At 42.9% G+C, this 19,859-nt stretch carries 11 protein-coding genes; 3 read left to right on the forward strand and 8 right to left on the reverse strand.

All coding sequences use genetic code 11. The features are described from left to right. The first annotated feature begins 4 nt into the window (after positions 1 to 4). The 3 genes from RE317_RS13835 to RE317_RS13845 are packed head-to-tail and all read left to right on the forward strand — an operon-like array spanning position 5 to position 5,664. Positions 5 to 2,251, forward strand: coding sequence for an alpha-xylosidase (locus RE317_RS13835; RefSeq protein ID WP_032945015.1), 2,247 nt, complete (start codon positions 5 to 7; stop codon positions 2,249 to 2,251). A gap of 5 nt (positions 2,252 to 2,256) precedes the next feature. Continuing rightward, positions 2,257 to 4,059, forward strand: coding sequence for a corrinoid protein (locus RE317_RS13840; protein ID WP_005840318.1), 1,803 nt, complete (start codon positions 2,257 to 2,259; stop codon positions 4,057 to 4,059). A gap of 33 nt (positions 4,060 to 4,092) precedes the next feature. Beyond that, positions 4,093 to 5,664: a sodium:solute symporter gene (locus RE317_RS13845; protein WP_032945013.1), complete on the forward strand. Its 1,572-nt coding sequence runs from the start codon at positions 4,093 to 4,095 to the stop codon at positions 5,662 to 5,664. Between the two features lie 291 nt (positions 5,665 to 5,955). On the opposite strand, the gene RE317_RS13850 is transcribed toward RE317_RS13845, so the two are convergent. The 8 genes from RE317_RS13850 to RE317_RS13885 all read right to left on the reverse strand — a co-directional run bounded on the left by RE317_RS13850 (position 5,956) and on the right by RE317_RS13885 (position 19,833). Next, complete coding sequence (locus RE317_RS13850; RefSeq protein WP_032945011.1) at positions 5,956 to 6,642, reverse strand: vitamin B12 dependent-methionine synthase activation domain-containing protein; 687 nt, start codon at positions 6,640 to 6,642, stop codon at positions 5,956 to 5,958. Next, the gene (locus tag RE317_RS13855; protein ID WP_032945008.1) at positions 6,635 to 7,645 is read right to left on the reverse strand and encodes a methylcobamide--CoM methyltransferase; all 1,011 of its coding nucleotides are present in this window, start codon (positions 7,643 to 7,645) and stop codon (positions 6,635 to 6,637) included. The genes RE317_RS13850 and RE317_RS13855 overlap by 8 nt, the downstream gene beginning before the upstream one ends. A gap of 149 nt (positions 7,646 to 7,794) precedes the next feature. Next, positions 7,795 to 9,075: a histidine-type phosphatase gene (locus tag RE317_RS13860; protein ID WP_080704547.1), complete on the reverse strand. Its 1,281-nt coding sequence runs from the start codon at positions 9,073 to 9,075 to the stop codon at positions 7,795 to 7,797. Between the two features lie 14 nt (positions 9,076 to 9,089). Next, entirely contained in the window at positions 9,090 to 10,865 is a 1,776-nt protein-coding gene (locus tag RE317_RS13865; protein ID WP_032945002.1) for a RagB/SusD family nutrient uptake outer membrane protein, read from the reverse strand. A gap of 23 nt (positions 10,866 to 10,888) precedes the next feature. Further along, a complete protein-coding gene (locus RE317_RS13870) occupies positions 10,889 to 14,038 on the reverse strand; it encodes a TonB-dependent receptor (RefSeq protein WP_154577220.1) in 3,150 nt (1,049 codons plus the stop codon). A 554-nt stretch (positions 14,039 to 14,592) separates the two neighbouring features. Beyond that, on the reverse strand, positions 14,593 to 16,389 hold the full coding sequence (locus RE317_RS13875; RefSeq protein WP_008652217.1) for a RagB/SusD family nutrient uptake outer membrane protein: 1,797 nt from the start codon (positions 16,387 to 16,389) through the stop codon (positions 14,593 to 14,595). A 23-nt stretch (positions 16,390 to 16,412) separates the two neighbouring features. Further along, positions 16,413 to 19,526 (reverse strand): TonB-dependent receptor, encoded by a 3,114-nt coding sequence (locus tag RE317_RS13880; protein ID WP_258968747.1) that lies wholly within the window; start codon positions 19,524 to 19,526, stop codon positions 16,413 to 16,415. A gap of 22 nt (positions 19,527 to 19,548) precedes the next feature. Then, entirely contained in the window at positions 19,549 to 19,833 is a 285-nt protein-coding gene (locus tag RE317_RS13885; RefSeq protein ID WP_032938975.1) for a hypothetical protein, read from the reverse strand. Between the last annotated feature and the right edge of the window lie 26 nt (positions 19,834 to 19,859).

The raw sequence follows: 19,859 nt of genomic DNA on the forward strand, positions 1-19,859 counted from the left end.
GAGAATGAAACCAACCAATTACCACTTATTCGATTTTCTGGACTTTGATCCCGATCTGTCAAGAGACGAATCATTATGGAAAGCATACAAGCCCACCTCTGTCTATGAAAAAGACGGGGATATCTGTATAAACGTCCCTTTTCAAAAGCAAGTGCTCTCTAACGATATGGCACCCGATACGGCATCGCCCCGTGAAGAATATACGCTGGTCATCCGTCAGTACACCTCAGGTATCACCCGACTCTTTATCGGATTCGGTGAAGAAAGCATGACGGATCAGTCGGAAATGCTCCAATTCAGTGACCGGGTAAAGAAACTCCCTTTGCAAGTGACACAAACAGAAGGGGAATGGTTGATCACGACCCAAGACGGAATCCAACGGGCACTTATCCATGTAAAGCCCCCGGTACTGGACCGTTGGAGCGAACTGCTGCCCGATCCTCAAGAGACCTTGGATCTTCGCCTTTACCCCGACGGCAAACGTGAAATCCGACTGGCTGCCTACGACCACTTCTCCCCTCCCCGTTACGATGCGTTGCCACTGGCTTTCTGCAAACGAAACGGAGTGAAGGAACGTGCCACCCTTTCCTTTGAATCAAAACCCGATGAATGTTTTGCCGGAACAGGGGAACGCTTTGCCAAAATGGACTTAAGCGGACAAACGTTCTTCTTAAAGAACCAGGACGGACAAGGTGTGAACAACCGCCGTACCTATAAGAATATTCCTTTCTACCTCTCCAGCCGGATGTATGGAACATTCTATCACACCTGTGCCCACAGCAAACTGTCACTGGCCGGGCAATCCACCCGCTCGGTACAGTTCCTAAGCGACCAGGCCATGCTGGATGTCTTCGTCATAGCAGGCGACACGATGGAAGAAATCCTCCGGGGTTATCGGGATCTGACCGGATATCCTTCCATGCCTCCCCTCTGGAGTTTCGGCATCTGGATGAGCCGCATGACCTACTTCAGCGCTGATGAAGTAAATGAGATATGCGACCGGATGCGTGCCGAACATTACCCCTGCGATGTCATCCATCTGGATACCGGCTGGTTCAAGACCGACTGGCTGTGCGAATGGAAATTCAACGAAGAACGCTTTCCCGATCCCAAAGGGTTCATCCAAGGACTGAAGAAAAAAGGATATCGCGTGTCCTTATGGCAACTCCCCTACGTGGCGGAGAACGCCGAACAGATAGACGAAGCACGCAAAAACGATTATATAGCTCCGCTGACAAAGAAACAAGATTCGGAAGGTTCCAATTTCTCCGCTTTGGACTATGCCGGAACCATTGACTTCACTTATCCCCAAGCAACCGAATGGTATAAAGGACTGCTGAAGAATCTGCTGGATATGGGCGTGACCTGTATCAAAACCGATTTTGGAGAAAACATCCACATGGATGCTCTCTATAAAGGCATGAAACCCGAATTGCTGAACAACCTGTATGCATTGCTTTATCAGAAAGCCGCTTATGAAATCACAAAAGACGTAACCGGTGACGGCATCGTATGGGCACGCTCGGCATGGGCGGGATGCCAACGCTATCCCCTGCATTGGGGAGGCGACTCATGCAGTTCATGGGATGGGATGGCAGGCTCACTGAAAGGCGGCTTGCATTTCGGGCTTTCCGGCTTCGCCTTCTGGAGTCATGATGTCCCCGGATTCCACACATTGCCCAACTTCATGAACTCTATAGTGGACGATGATGTATATATGCGCTGGACACAATTCGGTGTATTCTCCTCCCACATCCGTTATCACGGAACAAACAAACGCGAGCCGTGGCATTATCCCGCTATCGCACCCATGATAAAAAAGTGGTGGAAGTTGCGCTATACGCTTATACCTTATATTGTAGAACAAAGCCGGAAGGCCATCGCAAGCGGAGCACCTCTCTTGCAAGCTCTGATTTTTCATCACCCCGAAGACAAACTGTGCTGGCACATCGACGATGAATACTATTTTGGTAACGACTTCCTGGTAGCCCCGGTCATGAACAGCGAGAACCGCCGGGATGTCTATCTGCCCGAAGGAAAATGGGTGAATTTCTTCACAGGCGAACGCTTGGAAGGGGGACGCTGGCTGAAGAATCTGGATATCCCCTTGGACGAAATGCCCGTATATGTACGTCAAGGAGCGACCATCCCCGTTTATCCGGATGAAGTGGAATGCACGGACGATATGGATTTAAGCAAAAGCATCGGTCTGCACATAGACCCTCATTTTAAAGGAATATTTAAAAACTGACGAATATGGAAACTTGGAAAACGAATTTAGACGAGACAAAGAAACGATATATAGATTGGTGGAACCATAAAGGAATCATACTGAACATGTGGGAGCACTTTCAGGAAGATGTGAAACCTCATGCGGATATCCCTGCGCCCTCCCCGGCAAAAGACCTGAATCAGAAATGGTTCGATCCGCAATGGCGTGCAGAATACCTGGACTGGTACGTGGCACACAGCAGTCTGAAAGCAGATATCCTGCCAGTAGCCAATACCCAGTTAGGCCCCGGTTCATTGGCAGCCATCTTGGGCGGCGTGTTCGAAGGAGGGGAAGATACCATTTGGATTCATCCCGATCCCGATTTCAACGATGAGATTGTTTTCAATCCCGAGCATCCCAACTGGATCTTGCATAAAGAATTGCTGAAAGCATGCAAGGCGAAAGCAAACGGTCACTATTACGTAGGAATGCCCGACTTGATGGAAGGGCTGGACGTACTGGCCGCCTTGAAAGGTACAGACAAAGTTTTGCTGGATACCGTGATGCAGCCCGAAGTGCTGGAACAGCAAATGCAACAAATCAATGATATCTATTTCAAAGTCTTTGATGAACTTTACGACATCATCCGTGAAGGGGACGAAATGGCTTTCTGCTATTTTTCTTCATGGGCTCCCGGTAAAATGAGCAAATTACAAAGCGATATTTCTACCATGATCAGCGAAGATGATTATCGTCGTTTTGTACAACCCTTTATCCGCGAACAATGTCAAAAAATAGACTATACCTTGTATCATCTGGACGGTGTGGGCGCCATGCACCATCTGCCCGCCCTTCTTGAAATTGAGGAACTGAATGCCATTCAATGGACTCCGGGCGTAGGTGAGCCACAAGGAGGATCACCCAAATGGTACGACCTTTACAAGAAGATCCTTGCCGGAGGCAAGAGCATCATGGCTTGTTGGGTAACCTTGGACGAACTGAAACCCTTGCTGGACAATATCGGTGCGGACGGTGTGCATCTGGAAATGGATTTCCATAACGAGAGAGAAGTGGAACAAGCGATGCGCATTGTCGAAGAATACTCCTCTTCTTCCTCTGACGTATCCAAAGAAGACCTTTCGAAAGAAGAAGCCGCTGCAACAAAACAAGAAACAATCGTCGTCAAAGACTCTGCGGCAGCCGGGAATGAAGCCTTGAAACCTTTGTTCAATGCCATTGTGGACGGAAAGCTGGAACCGGCCGTAGAAGTAACCAAGAAAGCCATCGCCGAAGGAGTACAGCCCCAGGAAATTATCAACAACTACATGATAAAGGCTATGGGCGAAGTGGGACAACGCTTCCAGGACGGAAAAGCGTTCGTTCCCCAACTGCTGATGGCAGGACGCGCCATGAAGGGAGCTTTGGAACTTCTGAAGCCTTTACTGCAAGGGAGTGCCTCGACCACCATAGGCAAGGTAGTCATCGGGACCGTGAAAGGCGACTTGCATGATATCGGCAAGAACCTGGTGGCTTCCATGCTGGAAGGTTGCGGCTTTGAGGTAATCAACATAGGCATAGATGTATCTTGCGACAAATTTGTGGAAGAAGTCAAGAAAAACAAGGCAGACATCCTGTGCATGAGTGCCTTGCTGACAACAACCATGACTTATATGCAAGAGGTGATCAACGCTTTGGAAGCAGCCGGTATCCGTCATCAGGTAAAAGTAATGATAGGCGGCGCTCCGGTAAGCCAGGGATTTGCCGATGAAATAGGTGCGGACGGGTATAGCGACAATGCCAATACGGCCGTAGCGGTAGCCAAAGAACTGATGGGACTTCATCAATAAACGGAATATTCATCTTAATCTGATACATGAATTATGCACGCTAATTATTTAGATACGTTAGATTGGGGCATTCTTATTGCCTACTTTCTGATTCTTATAGGCATCGGTATATGGGCCAGCCTGAAACGCAAAAAAGGCAGCAGCCTTTTTCTTGCCGAGCGTTCCCTGAAGTGGCATCACATCGGTTTCTCCATGTGGGGAACCAATGTGGGCCCTTCCATGCTGATAGCCTCCGCCAGTGCCGGATTTACCACCGGTATCGTTTCAGGTAATTATGCCTGGTATGCGTTTGTTTTCATCTGCTTGCTGGCTTTTGTCTTTGCCCCTCGTTACTTAGGAGCACGTATCACCACCTTGCCGGAGTTCATGGGGCGGCGTTTCGGACAGTCCACCCGCAACATTCTTGCCTGGTACACCATTGTGACAATCCTTATCTCGTGGCTTGCCCTGACCTTATTCGCCGGAGGTATCCTTATCCGTCAGGTTTTCGATATTCCCATGTGGCAGTCAGCATTGATCCTGCTCGTTATCTCCGCATTCTTCACCATGGCCGGAGGGCTGAAAGCGGTAGCCTATACCAATGTATTCCAAATGCTTCTGCTTATTTTCGTATCGGCCACGCTTACTATAGCAGGTCTTTACAAAGTGGGTGGCGTCAGCGCATTGGCCGAAGCGGTTCCGGCCGATTACTGGAACCTGTTCCGCCCGAATGACGATCCCGCCTTCCCGTGGCTGCCCATTATTCTGGGGTATCCCATCATGGGAGTCTGGTTCTGGTGCACAGACCAATCCATGGTACAGCCTGTATTGGCTGCTAAGAATCTGAAAGAAGGCCAAATGGGTGCCAACTTCACCGGCTGGTTGAAGATACTGGATGTTCCTCTCTATATCCTTCCGGGTATCATCTGTCTGGCACTCTACCCGGGCTTGAAGAACCCCGATGAAGCCTACATGACTATGGTCACTAACTTATTTCCTGTAGGCATGGTGGGGTTGGTACTGGCCGTATTGACCGCCGCACTGATCAGCACTGTCGGCTCTGCCCTGAATGCGCTGAGTACAGTCTTCACGATGGATATCTATGTCAAGAAATTCAGACCGCTTGCCAGCCAGAAAGAGATCATCCGTACAGGGCATGTGGTTACAATGGCGGGAGCACTGATTTCGGTGATCATCACCATTGCCATAGACAGTATCAAAGGATTGAATCTGTTTAATGTATTCCAATCGGTACTGGGATTTATCGCACCGCCTATGGCGGCTGTTTTCCTGTTCGGCATCTTCTGGAAACGAACTACCACGATGGCTGCCAACATGGCATTGACATTTGGTACGGCGTTCAGCATGGGAGTGGGCATTCTCTATTTATGGGTATTTCCTGCAGAAAAATATACAGCATGGCCTCACTTCATGATGCTGTCTTTCTACCTGTTCGTTGTCATCAGCGCAGGCATGATTTTGGTATCCTTATTGGATAAACGCCGGCAAGAATGTACATTAAACATGAAGAAAGTCATGGAGAAACCGGCCAAATCGGTTATCCTTACATGGACGCTACTGACTATTATCATGATCGGGCTTTATCTATTCTTCAATGGGCATTAAAAGAAGGTGCAGAAGGCTGAAAAGATTGTATTTTTATATGCCTACGTTTGGTATTCCACTCGGGTAGTGAGGCAGTCCCACCCCGGTGAAATTGCAGTTCCACCTCGGTGGGACTGGAGTTTCACCAGGGTGGAACATCAGATGAAAGTAGTTGTTACAGCAGATGGGGACAGCTGTTATAACCTGTCTTGATAGGACAGGAGATTCATTAAGATTGCAACAAATTGTAAAATCAATGAGATTAATAACAACATCTAGCCATTTGGGACTCTGATTTTTGTAGCCATCCTATTATCCCCGCTGCTTCCGCCTGTAACATCTATCGTACGTACAGAGACCGCAAGTATATTCCAGCTTACGGACATCCTCCCCCAGCCCTATTACTCCACTGACCGATTTTATAGGAAGCATCAAACTGGAATCTGTCAACCGGATGCCGCAAGGTTCCGCCGAAGGGAATAAGGGAAATAATTTCTTTTGTTCCGACACATGCCAGCCGCAATATCCGGGACTGAAACGGTTGGTATGCCTCCACCCTCTGTCGCGGATGTATTCATCCAACGCAATTTCCATACAATCCGCAGTCTTCTCGGCTATGACACTTCCTATGGCATCCGCTATATAAACCTTTACCATATCCCCCTCTTGCAGCAACGTATGCTGGAACCTTTCAAAACCGGTTCCGGCAGTCGCGGCAAAGAAAGCGAAGGATTCCGAACCACGCAGCTGCCGGGTGATTATTTTACCTATACTGAAACACGTATCGCCGACAGAAAGCGAGTCTTTCGATTCATCCAACTCTCCACCGGATATGAAAAAACAAAAACGGGGAGAAGTTACTGCCTCCACCCGTCCAAGCACCCCACGGACTTCTTTTTCTACCGCTTCGTCGGGCACAGCATCTGCATACCCCATTGCCTCATAGAGTTCGGACAATGAGATAGACAGATCAGCAAAAGAAAGTTCTTTTTCAAGCATTATTGAATTCATTTAATGCGGCAAAGAATGCATCAATATTTTCAGATGGCGTATGAGGCGGTGTGTCACATCCGCTGGAGAGCACGAAGTTGGGATAGGACTGGGTAGCCTCCAACAGGTCGAGTGTGGCTTTCTTCATCACCTCCGGAGTAGCCGCCTTGAACAAGCTCACCGGATCAAGATTTCCCATTGCAAGAGCATCGGCAGGTACTTCTTTCAGAGCTTCGACCATATCTATTTTATTTCCAAAATGATAAGCGGCAGCTCCTGTAGCTACCATTGCCTTGGTACAATGACCGGTATTTCCACAATTATGCAGAATGACCGTGAAGTGATCGTCCTGCACTTTCTCTACGATCTCCTTAATGAAAACAGACGAGTATTGCGTGCAGTCCTCATCAGACAAGAGTCCGGCAGCCGGTTCGGCCATCACTACCCCATTCACTCCTGTGGCCTTCAATGCCATGCAGTAACGGAGAATGAAATCCGAACATTTCTTCAACAGCGAATTGGCCGCTTCCGGATTGATATAAATAAGCATCATGATTTCAGACATGTCATACAAACGTCCTGCCAATGAGTAAGGACCGATGCAACCGGCAAAGACAGGTCTGTCTGTAATGGTCTTGGCTGCCAGCATATTCGCTTTCAAGTACTGGGGAACTCTTCCTTTATTCAAGGCAGGAATTTCCAGTTTGTCAATAGCTTCCTCATCATTGAGAAGACGCCCCACCACACTGGGAACCTCATTTTCGGGGAAGACAATCTCCGCTCCGAAAGCCTCGGCTTCTACCGTCAAATCCATAATCACGGTTGCGGCGGCTGTAGGATATTTCTCACTCAATGCCTTGATGGCGTTGTAATGCACTTGTCCGTCAGTAACCGCATCGCGCACCGTTTTCCCTATCATCTCTATGCCCGGATGGGTCATGATGGGCATAGCCACCACCTCTTTCTTTTGGATAATTTCGTTTATCCACTCTTTCATATTCAGTTTACTCATGGTCTTTTATTCTTTATTTATTCTGTTATTGCAAAAGTAAGTCTTTTCTTTGATAATCTGCTGTTCCCTTTGCTCTTTCTCATTCAAAAAAACGGTATAAATCCCGTTACAATACTACAGGGATTTACACCGTTTTTCATCTTATAGACTTATGGCAATTTATGCAAAAGATGACGATAGTATGTTTCAACATCTTTCCAATGGTAGAAAGGAGCAATATCCGTTTCTACAGGGATGGTAACTTCTTTCTCGCAATGCATGAACTTCACCAGTATATCGTCAGAAGCTTTTTTTCTGAAGAAAACCAACTGGACGTTTGCCGCCATCGGAGTGACCTTGAAATTACACCATGCCTGATAGAATTTATCGGGATCCGTTTCGGCTTTCCACATATCGCCCAATTGAAGCAACGCTACCAAGGGAATGATATTTCCATCGTGCCCAAAACGTAATGTCGCCGCATGGGTCCCGGATCTGATCGCCTCATCGGCCGAATCCAATATATTTTCAAGCAATGACCGGGCACTGGCCGTCATTATTCCACCATTGGCAGGCGCAGGTCCGTCACATACATAATTATGATAATTGCAAACTTGCCAAAGATCAAATAATTCATCTTTCTGAAATACATCATAAAGACTCACCTCTATCTCTACATTCTGCAAATCTGAAGCAATCCAATAAAGTCCCCACATCAATTCGCCGGGATTCACATTCTTACGGATATAGTCAGGACTATTAAATAAGGAAGTAACCAGACGATCGGGACGGGTATGACTTTCTTTGAACTTTCTATATTCCTCATACCAAGGTCCCTGATGAGAAACAAACTTCACGGCTTCCGGCGTATGATAATTCATATATTTCATATACCTGGCACAAGCTTCGCGCCGGATCTGCAATGCCGGATTGAGTTCTTTCAACCGTTCACAAAAGGCATCCATACTCAATACACATCGCAACACCACGGTAGAGCGTGCAGACAGAGCAGGAGATCCCTTGAATACCTCGGGATAGTTCCGAAACATTCTTTCGGCTATTCCCCGGTGTTGCCTCACACCCAAAGGAGTCAAATCTCCCCCATGTCCCTCGGCATCTTCCCACACCAACGCCATTCTTTTGCGGACATCTTCTCCCAAAGCGGTCAAAGCTCCGGCTTGATGCGCTTTCTCGAAAATATCAACCACTGTCTTATAATCCTGTTCCGATTGAATCCATCTGGAACCGTGTCGTGCATAATGACTGATATAGAACGGTTTATACCCTTTAGGCGGAGGAGTCGCGATAGCTTCCTTTACAGGATAAGCATAGTACACTCCTCCCGTCCGGGCTATATCTTCCAATATAGCCTCACGGGTGGACTGGGCAAAACCATTCAGGTGAACGCCACACAGACAGAGGAACAGGACACTATATTTAAAAAGCACCAGTGTTTTCATATTCATTAATTATATCCCTCATTCTGACCAAATTCATCCGGGTTCAAGATGGAGTCCAGGAACATCTGAGGAATAGGACGCCATGCGTGATGCGGTTGGATCAAAGGAATATCCGGATTATGAGCTTTCACATATTCTACCAATTTTCCGGTTCTTTTCAAATCAAACCAGCGCATGAATTCGCCGCAATACTCACGTGCTCTTTCTTCCAAAATAAAGTCGATCGTCATCTTGTCCACTCCTACCTCCATTTCAGCTTCCTTGCCCGGTACAGCCGCACGTCTGCGTATGTCATTGATACGTGCTTTAGCTATCTCCTTATTTCCTCCGGACTTCATGATCTCACATTCGGCAACAATGAAATACATTTCGGGCAAACGCATGGTAATCACATCATTTGCACCTACCTGCGAATTGGTAGGCAATCCTTTGTTTTCAAAATTCGCATCTTCGTACTTCAGCAAGGTCGGGAAGTGAATGTTAAAGTTGGCACTCTTGCTGACACTTCCATCGGCTGCATAGGTATCATCGATATCGACGACAGCGTATGGCAAGTTACGTTTGTCGGCAATCTTCTTCTTGGTGAAAAGCAGCGCTGTTTCTCCCGGCTGAATAACCTGACCAATCATAGATGACGGTTTTTCAAAATAGTCCAACTGATCCTTAGTCCAGGCATAAGCTTTGGGTGTATTCAGTTTATACTCTTCACGGAACCAGGCATTGTAACGGGCATCTATATTCTCATTATACAATTCCAACAAATAACGGGTAGGCATCATCGCCATACTGCCCGACTTGGCATTCTTATCATTTCCATATTCGTAATCCTGCACCATACCTGCTCTTGCCGAATAACTGGCATGGAAATACATATGCATACGGTTCGGGTTTTTAGCCTGCATATTCAATGAGGACTCGGTAGAGTGGGTCACAACGAACATAGCCTCTTTATTCGTTTTATTATTATCCGGATCAAAGACTTCGTCAGGCGTATCATACAAAGATACTTTCAACGCATTCTGATTATCAATCACATATTGAGCCGCATCCTCAGCGATTTTATAATATTTGTCTTTGTCTGCCTGACTGTCACAATAGGAAACCCGTGTCAGTGCGATGCGCGCTAATAAACCATAAGCCGCTTTTGAGGTCGCACGACCTACATCTTTAACAGGATAAGGATCAACGGGCAGATTATCCACCGCATTCTGTGCATCGGCCAGCATTAAATCATACAAATCTTCATAGCTGCTGCGATAACAGTTCATTGAAAGACTTTCGGCAGAAGTTTCTTTGGTTCTAAGATCCACGTTACCGTAAATTTCAACCAAATGCCAATAAGCGTAAGCACGCATGAAACTTAATTCACCAAAACGGATATCTCTCAGTTTCTTGTCTTTGAATTCCACTTGGTCAATCCGTTCCAAACCGGCATTACAGTCGTTTATAATTTCATACAGACGATTCCACGTATTCTTAATCTGACCAACCGAAGCTGTCAATTCTTCATATTTGGACATCTGACGGCCATAACCGCAATTGGCAATATTGATCCAAAGGTCGCCACCACCGTTCAGTAATAACACAAAATCTTCACGTCCATAAAACTGACCGCCCCAAAAAGCATAAGCCGAATTGACAAGGGCCTCAAAACCGGCCTGTTCTTTGTACACATTATCCGGGGTACTTCCGGCAGGATTGTATTCCTCCAAATCACATGATTGCATGCCCAACAACAGGGCGGCACATGCTGCAAATAGATATTTCTTATTGTATTTCATGATAGTTATTTCTTTTTTATCTGTTAGAAATCAAGATTCAAACCAAATATAAACTGACGCTGCAACGGAGCTTTAGCCGATCCTCCGCGTTCTGCATCGTAATCCTGAATCAAATGATTCTTGGCAAAAGAGAAGAGGTTATTGGCAGTGACATATGCACGAAGTTTGGACACACCCAATTTGGAAGTCAACGATTTGGGGAATGTATAACCCAGTGATACAGTCTTGATCTTCCAATAAGAACCGTCAATGTAATTCAAAGACTCGTATCCCAGATAGTTATAGAAATTGGTCTGAGCCGGACGCGGAAAATCATTTGACGGGTTTTCCGGTGTCCAATAGTTCAAATATGCGGGGAAGTTTCCTTTTCCCTGAGGATCGTAAGCACCTGCCAGTTCATAGTCAATCATCTGTCCCCAACGAGCTATAATATATACATTCAGATCGAAATTCTTATAACTAAAGTTATTATTGAGTCCTCCCGTCCATTTTGGAGACTGGCTGCCGAGATAAGTCCTGTCATTATCATCAATAATAAAGTTGCCATCCAAATCCTGCAATTTTATATCACCCGGCTTAAAAGACTGTGTCTTCTTTGCATCTTTAAAATATTTGGCAGCTTCCTCTGCTTCATTTTCCTGCCATATTCCCTGATTGATAAAATAATGATAGGAACGCAAAGGACGGCCAATCAGCAAACTACTGGTAATGGATGATTCGGCGCCAATGATATCCTTACCATCAATCAAATCGGTAATTTCCTCATGATTGGCAGCAAAGGTAAGGGTGGAGTTCCACTTAAAGTTTTTGTTATCCACATTGACGGTATTTACCGATACTTCAATACCACGGTTCATGGTTGCACCGATATTTTGATACATCTTGAACGGAGTTGCGTTACTACCACCCATGGAAGTAGGCAAAGTACGGGGCAACAGGATATCAGTAGTCTTTGTCTGGTATAAATCGACAACAGCCGAAATACGGTTATTGAACAAACCGATATCAAAACCTAGATCCCAGGTATTGGACATCTCCCAGCCTACATTCTCATTACCCACATATTCATTGTATATATAATAGGTATAGCCATTATCCTGGAAAGCAGAGTTTGTTTTCGGAGTCAAGCCCGACTGAGTTCCGTAAGCCATGATACCCGAGTTACCTGTCTTACCCCAACTTAAGCGCAACTTCAAGTTGCTAAGGGCTTCCACATTCTTCAAGAATGCTTCATCACTAATGCGCCATGCAGCAGCTACTGAAGGGAAACTTGCCCATTTATTGCCTTTAGACAAACGTGAGTCACCATCCCAACGATTGGAAACCGTCAACATATAGCGGCCTTTATAACTATAGTTGAAGCGCAAAGCATACGAGAAAGTCTGATGCTGTATATAATCCGATCCGATTACATAAGAGCTTTTATCATTGGCTCCCAGATTATGCCATAAATAAGAATCAACCAACTGGCCTTCACCTTGTGCATTCACCGATGTATATTTGGATTGTGTCCACGAAGTCAATGCAGTGGCACCAAAAGTATGATCTTTGACGGTTTTGTTATAACTGATAATATTATCCCAATTCACAAAACTCTTTTCGGAAGATTTGATTTTGGACAGTGACGTTGAATTCTGTCCCAAACGGTCAATAGAACCGGCCCCTTCAAAATCCTGCTTACGATAAAAAGCATAATTGGTTCCTAAATTAGAACGGAAAGTCAATCCTTCAATAGGGGTAAAATCCAGATACCCATTGGCTATCAAATTGGTTTTCAGCACATGATGTCTTGCAGCCACTTCAGATGCCTCATCCACCAACGGACTCACCTGTCCATTCTTTCCTAATGGATATTCCACCACTTTACCGTCTTCATCGTATGCTTTACCAAGAGGTGCATTAGTAGCAGCACGCCATAACACATTCTCGGCACGCTCATCCTGTGCATAATGAGTGATCTGTGTGGTCGCTCCTACTTTCACGGTCTTGCCCAACTTGTGCTCAATGTTCATACGCAAGTTGTACTTATCCATTTTATCATTTTTGAAAGAACCCTTTTCCTGATAATATCCGGCAGACAACATCGCGGTTGTCTTTTCCGTACCGCCCGAAGCTGTAACCTGATGGCTTTGAACAAGCCCTGTATGAAGCACCTCATCTATCCAGTCAGTCCACTCACCGTTCTGAATGGCCTGCCATTCCTCCACAGTGAAAAGTTTCTGGTCATCGGCGGTAGAATTCCACTGACCACCGGTACGAGCTGCTTCACGACGCACCTGCATATAGTCTTCACCACTCAGCATATCAGGATATTGCGCCCAACCGTTGACACCAAAATAACCGTTGTAAGAGAATTTGGTCTTACCTTGCGCACCTTTCTTGGTGGTGATAATGATTACCCCATTAGCACCTTGCGAACCATAAATTGCCGTAGAAGAAGCATCTTTCAGCACTTCGATAGATTCAATATCAGCCGGAGCAATATCCGAGAAATCACCTCCCTGCATACCATCAATGATAAACAGCGGAGCATTGGCAACATTGTTACCAAACTCATCTTTCACATCGGACAGTGAACGCTGTCCACGGATATTAATGGTTACACCCGAAGTAGCCTTACCTGAATTACGTACAATATCCAAACCCGGAACCTGCCCCTGCAATGCTTCCATGGCATTAGATGCCGGTGATTTTACAATATCAGCCGCCTTCACTGAAGCAATAGAACCTGTAAGGTCACGTTTCTTCATCACGCCATAACCCACAACGACCACTTCATCCAAAGCCTGCGTATCGGCCTCCATTTTAATGTTCAGCTGATTGCTTTTTCCTACCGTTATATCCTGCGTTTTATATCCTATATAAGATATGACGAGAATATGCTTACCTGAAGGAACTTCCAAAGAATAATTACCGTCAAAGTCGGTAATCGTACCCACCGTTGTACCTTTCACCAGTACGGATACACCAATTAACGGCTCCCCTGTGTCATCTATGATTTTACCTGTAACAGTACGTCCTTGCTGGACAGACTGAACCAATTCACCGGCAACAGGGTCACTTGCATTTGCATAAGAAAATGCAGACGGCATACATAATGCTGCCGATAACCCTAAAATAATGGGAGTACGTCTGATATTACTTTCCCAATTTTGTTTCGGACTTTTTTTCATGCTTTTTATTTCTATTATAATAGTCAACAAAAGTTTATTTTATTATATCTATTTAAATGACGCATGTAAAAAGCCCCTGTACCCAAACTCAATCATAAAAATACGTTAAAACAAAAGTATAATTTCTTTCATTTAGTATTTATTTTTAACTGAATCGCAAACTTAAATTTATAAATACCTGATTTTAGCCGATAAGATTCTAATACAGGTAGCCCCACGAATTATCTCCCTCCAACTCCCATTCGTGCACAATTTATATCTACCGTAGTGTTACTGTGAGGCTTCAATTCAAAGCCATGCTCCGATTATTTATAAGATCTACTGATTATAAGCAATCTCAATCGGTTATTTAAGGTTTCATAAACTAAAAGGAACCATACAAATACCTCTATACAAATCAATATAAATAGAATATAATCAATTTCATCATAGTAATTATAATAGGTAGTAACAAATCGATATGCGACTACCAATCCAATGGAATGAAAAAAAATTGTCTTGCCTCTTTACAAATAGAGACAAGACAATTATTCTACTATAAAAGTTTTAATTTATTAATATCCAGGATTTTGATATTCAGCACCATTAGATATAGTTGCAGTAAATGTTGTAGAGATAGGTCGTAATGCATAATTAGGATTAAAGAACTGAGCCAAGTCCGGATGTGTTTCCTCCAAATAATTTGAACTCTTAAACATGCCGGTACGTTTCAAATCATAAAATCTACAATATTCGCCACAAAGCTCACGTCCTCTCTCATCTAAAACAGTACGAACTGTAGCTGTACCTGTCAATGCCTTTGCCCCTGCACGAGCACGTACCTTATTAATGTATCCCATTGCATTCGCACCACCATTGATATAAATATCAGCTTCTGCAGCTATCAGGTAAACTTCTGCCATACGCATCATAAAAGTCGCATTTAAATTGCCATTGCGTTTTTTAGAAGCATTGGCCACATAGTAATTGCTACTATTATGCTTATTCAATGATGGATAAAAATAACGGAACTGATTTTCCATACCATTATATTGCATATTTACATTATGTTTTTGATCATTGTACACATCATCATAAGCAATCATTAAATAATTCGAGGTATGTCTATTTGCTTTTTCCTCAGCATAATCCTCATCCTGAGGCATTACAAATTTAATCGCCAAATCTCCCTTCTTTAATTCAGTACCAACTATAGATTCATCTTTATCATACATATTAGCCGCACTAGTATCCCAAATATAATTCTTATTCGCATTCCATTCAGTAGTAAATGACTCATGGAATCTAGGATCAAGTGTTCCGTCCTCCTGCACATAAAGGTTTAAAAGATGTTGAGTAGGCATAAAAATGCCAGAAATACATCCTTCCCAAGTTAAACGAGTTTCTTGATTATCTTCACGTGCTCCGAATTTATTCACATTACACAAGAAATATTCATCATTACGATTTAATTTATAGTTACCGTTACTAGAACCATGACCATCAGAACCAGCATACCAACGATGCTTCCACAAAGCTTCTTTATTTTCCCAATTATTCGATTCTTTAAAAACTTCTTCATAGGTCGGATACATATAAGCATTATATTTTGCACCACCTGATTCACAATCAGCAATCAATTCTTTAGCCGAATCCAAAGCCTTTTGCAAATATTCTGTCGAACCATATTCATAAGTTTGCAAACAGGCCTTTGCCAAAAATCCCAAAGCTGCCTTTTTGGTTGGAACCGTAGTAGTGGCATGTGTACCAACTGCCAACCATTCTACAGCATATTCTAAATCAGGAATAATAACTTCTTTATAAATAGTCAGCGGATCTGTACGTTCCGGAGCATAATTCAAAGTTGTCTCAGGTTCAGTCAACATAGTGACCCCACCAAATTGCTCTACCGCATTAAAATAATAGATTGCACGCAAGAAACGGGCTTCTGCAACTTTAGCATTTCGTTCCGCTTCCGTTTTATATGGTGCATAACCAGCCAATGCAATTGCTTCATTACAAGAGCCTACTCCATCATAAGTACCATTCCACCAATTATTTGTATAAGTGGTATTAGGAGATGCTCCTGCAAAGAACCAAAACCATTGGGTGTATGAAGTTGATTGATTAGCCTGATAGGTCCAAAGGTCTGAATCACCTTCGGTCAAACTCATCCAACTATCCGTACCATAGAAATATCTTTCCATAGCAAAATAACACTGGTTAACCAACGTTTCATACCCTTCAATAGAAGTAGCAAGATTTTCCTTGGTAAAGCCTGCCGGATTATTTTCTTCCAACGAACAAGAGCTGAAAGATACAGCAGCTAAAGCCACTGAATATAAAGTAAGTTTTCTGAATATATTTTTCATTGTAAATATCTCCTATATAAAAGTTAGAAAGTTAAATTAACTCCGAATACAAACTGTCTAAAAGTAGGGAATGCATCCGAACCGTTTGTTTCTGGATCTGTACCCTTCAACTGTTTATCCTTTACATAAATAAACGGATTGTATGCAGTTGCATAGATACGGCATTTTTCCATCAAAGCCTTACGTGAGATATTAACTGGAAAAGTATATCCTAAAGTGATATTTTTCACTTTTATGAATGAACCATCACGCACTCTTAAAGCTGAGATGACCGTACTTTGTTCCGATCCTGTACCTGGAGCAGGATAATAAGCTCCCTGGTTATTTTCCGTCCAATAATCCGCTCCAGCCAACTGATTTGTTGTTACACTTTGTTCTGCCGTATAATAACCCAACAAATCACTATTAATAGTTTGACCATAACGAGCCATTGCAAATACAGACAAATCAAAATTTTTATAAGTAAATGTATTATTCAAGCCAACAATCCAATCCGGATTAGTGTGTCCCAACACTTGACGGTCATTTGTACTATATTTGTGTACTCCACCATCACCATCTTTTTCCAAAGTTTCAATCTGAATAAAACCGGGTTTAACACCATAAGCCTCCAAAATATCCTGAGGAGTATTTGTACCCCAAATTCCGGTATATTTATAGCCATAGATGGACTTTATAGAATGCCCTACAAACAAATTTTCAGAAATTAAATCACCGTCAGGCAATTTTTCTATTTTCTCTTTACTCCATGTTACAGATAGTGTGGTATTCCAACTAAAATCTTTGGTTTTTATATTATGTGAATTAATGGTGACTTCCACACCTTGATTACTAGTTTCAGCAATATTCTGCCAAATAGATAATGGGGATCCCCAACCGGTCAAACCACTAGTAATAGGCAAAGTACGTTTAAAGAGCAAACCTTTTGTTGTTGTTTTAAACCATTCGATAGAACCATCAACGCGATTGTTTAATATGCCATAGTCCAAACCAACATTCCAGTTATAAGACTTTTCCCAACCCAAATCCTTGCTACCATAAGTACCTGTATACTGAGTAAAAGAAGAGTTTTGACCATTTAAAGTAAGTCCATTACCGGTATAAACATAGGCTTGTGTAGTTGTACCATAAGCATCCACCCCGCCCGAATTACCTGTAATACCATATCCTACACGCAGTTTTAAATTATTCAACCAATTTTTTGCCACATTCATAAAAGGTTCGTCAGAGATACGCCATGCAATTGCTCCAGCAGGGAAACTATCCCACTTATGCCCTGCTGAGAACTGAGACACACCATCCCAACGATTTGAGAATGTAAACAAATACTTACCTTTATAAGAATAATTGAAACGAACAGCAAATGACATTTTCTGTGTTTGAGCAAAATCAGACTCAACATGCTGCGATGCGCCGGATGCTAATCGCCAAAATGACCAACGATCTACCATTTGACCACTAGCTGCAGCTAAGCTACTATCATTTTGATTCTTATTCCAAGAAGTAATAACAGAACCACCTATATTATGATCTTTTGCAATAGTAGTATTATAAGAAAGAATATTCTCCCATGTATAATTCCATGCGTTCTTATTAGTAATAGCAGCATGAGGTGAACCTGCATAACTAGGTCTATTAGCATTACATTGATCTCCCCAATATTGTCCTTGACGAGAATCACTGAGCGTACCATTAATACGGCTTGTAAAAGTAAAATCTTTTATTGGACTCAGTTCCAAATAACCACTAACATTCAAATAAGTGGAACGAGTATTATTCACATATTGATCTTCAATAAAATCACCTAATGGAGAATATTGTCCTGTAATATATTCATGATTTATTTTCCCATTTTGATCATAAGCATCTCCCAAAGGAAATGATGAAAGACCTTTTGTAAAGGTATTTCTCACTCCTTGATTTCTATCTTGATAAGTTAGATTAGAAGTAAAGCCCATTTTAGCCCAAGAGAAAATTTCTTGATCAATATTCAATCGCAATGAATATTTATTAAGATTGTCATTACTCAATAAACCCTCTTCTCTATTATAAGAAGTTGAAGCAAATATCTTAGTCTTCTCACTACCCCCTGAAACAGAAAGACTATATTTTTGGGTTGTAGCTGTATTACCTGAGGCTTCATCAATCCAATCAATCCACTTTCCAGCATTATAAGCATCCGTATAATCTTGATTACCAAATAAAGCAGACATATCAGAAGGGTAATCTCCATTCTTATACTTATAAGCTTCTCTTTGATAATTCACCCATTCATCTCCAACCATACCATGCTTATAATTAGGTGAACCACTGAAACCATAATATGCATCAAAGTTTACAGTAGCTTTTCCTTCCTTCCCACGTTTTGTTGTTATAATGACTACGCCATTAGCTCCTGCTGAACCATAAATAGCAGTAGAAGAGGCATCTTTTAATACATCCACACTCTCAATATCAGAAGGGTTCACCTGGCTATAACTCCCAGGAATACCATCAATAATGAATAACGGTTCATTACTACCATAAATAGAACGAGAGCCACGCAACAAAATAGAAACATCTTCACCAACCTGCCCGCTAGACTTCACAATATCCATACCTGCAATTTTTCCTTGTAAAGCCTCCATCACATTACTAGTAGGAGCAACTGTCACATCTTCATTTTTCATGGAAGCCACCGCACCAGTCAAATCACGTTTCTTCACAGTACCATAACCTATTACCACAACTTCATCCAAAGCCTGTGTATCAGGTTCCATTTTTATATTTATCAGACTATTATTCCCAATAGTAATTTCTTTAGTCTTATAACCTATATAGGAAATCTCCAATATATTCTTTCCACTAGGCACTTCAAGTGTATAATTACCATCAAAATCAGTAACGGTTCCTATAGTCGTACCCTTTACCAACACAGAAACTCCAATCATAGACTCTCCTGTTTCATCCAAGATTTGTCCTTTGATTGTTTTTCCTTGCATAACAGATAGAACAGATTCACGATCCATTCCATTATCAACATTTGCATACGAAAAAGCAGCCGGCATACATAATGCAGCTGATAATCCTAACACAACAGGTGTTCGTCTGATTCCGTAACCCAACGGCTTAGGACATTTCTTTATGTCTTTTCTCATTTTTCTATGGTTAACAAATTAATTAATAATCCATATTATTTATCTCTAATGTAGTAAAAATACGATGTTTTAGTTTTCTTTCTTCAGATAAAGTCATTACTTCCATTGCTTCATCAGAAACCAATAATACATTCTTGGCCTCTTCAAATACTTTCAGCAGTTCTGCGTGCTCCTTTAAAAGCTTATCCCAATGAAAAGCTGATTCAGGAGCATCATCCAGAACATACTTGATAAAGTCGTCATCCTTCAAAAAGTCTTCTACCTTGCTATACATCTTTTTTGTATCCACGTTACAATCATTTTTCATTATGACGGATAGTGGTTCAAAGTTGT

The organism is Phocaeicola sp. GP0067 (genome assembly GCF_031119655.1).
GTDB classification, from domain to species: Bacteria; Bacteroidota; Bacteroidia; order Bacteroidales; family Bacteroidaceae; genus Phocaeicola; species Phocaeicola vulgatus.

Bases quoted from the DNA above. Each gene is read 5' to 3' on its own strand.
- RE317_RS13870 (WP_154577220.1), bottom strand. From the start codon at position 14,038: ATGAAAAAAAGTCCGAAACAAAATTGGGAAAGTAATATCAGACGTACT.
- RE317_RS13885 (WP_032938975.1), bottom strand. From the start codon at position 19,833: ATGAAAAATGATTGTAACGTGGATACAAAAAAGATGTATAGCAAGGTA.
- RE317_RS13835 (WP_032945015.1), top strand. From the start codon at position 5: ATGAAACCAACCAATTACCACTTATTCGATTTTCTGGACTTTGATCCC.
- RE317_RS13875 (WP_008652217.1), bottom strand. From the start codon at position 16,389: ATGAAAAATATATTCAGAAAACTTACTTTATATTCAGTGGCTTTAGCT.
- RE317_RS13865 (WP_032945002.1), bottom strand. From the start codon at position 10,865: ATGAAATACAATAAGAAATATCTATTTGCAGCATGTGCCGCCCTGTTG.
- RE317_RS13855 (WP_032945008.1), bottom strand. From the start codon at position 7,645: ATGAGTAAACTGAATATGAAAGAGTGGATAAACGAAATTATCCAAAAG.
- RE317_RS13845 (WP_032945013.1), top strand. From the start codon at position 4,093: ATGCACGCTAATTATTTAGATACGTTAGATTGGGGCATTCTTATTGCC.
- RE317_RS13840 (WP_005840318.1), top strand. From the start codon at position 2,257: ATGGAAACTTGGAAAACGAATTTAGACGAGACAAAGAAACGATATATA.
- RE317_RS13850 (WP_032945011.1), bottom strand. From the start codon at position 6,642: ATGCTTGAAAAAGAACTTTCTTTTGCTGATCTGTCTATCTCATTGTCC.
- RE317_RS13880 (WP_258968747.1), bottom strand. From the start codon at position 19,526: ATGAGAAAAGACATAAAGAAATGTCCTAAGCCGTTGGGTTACGGAATC.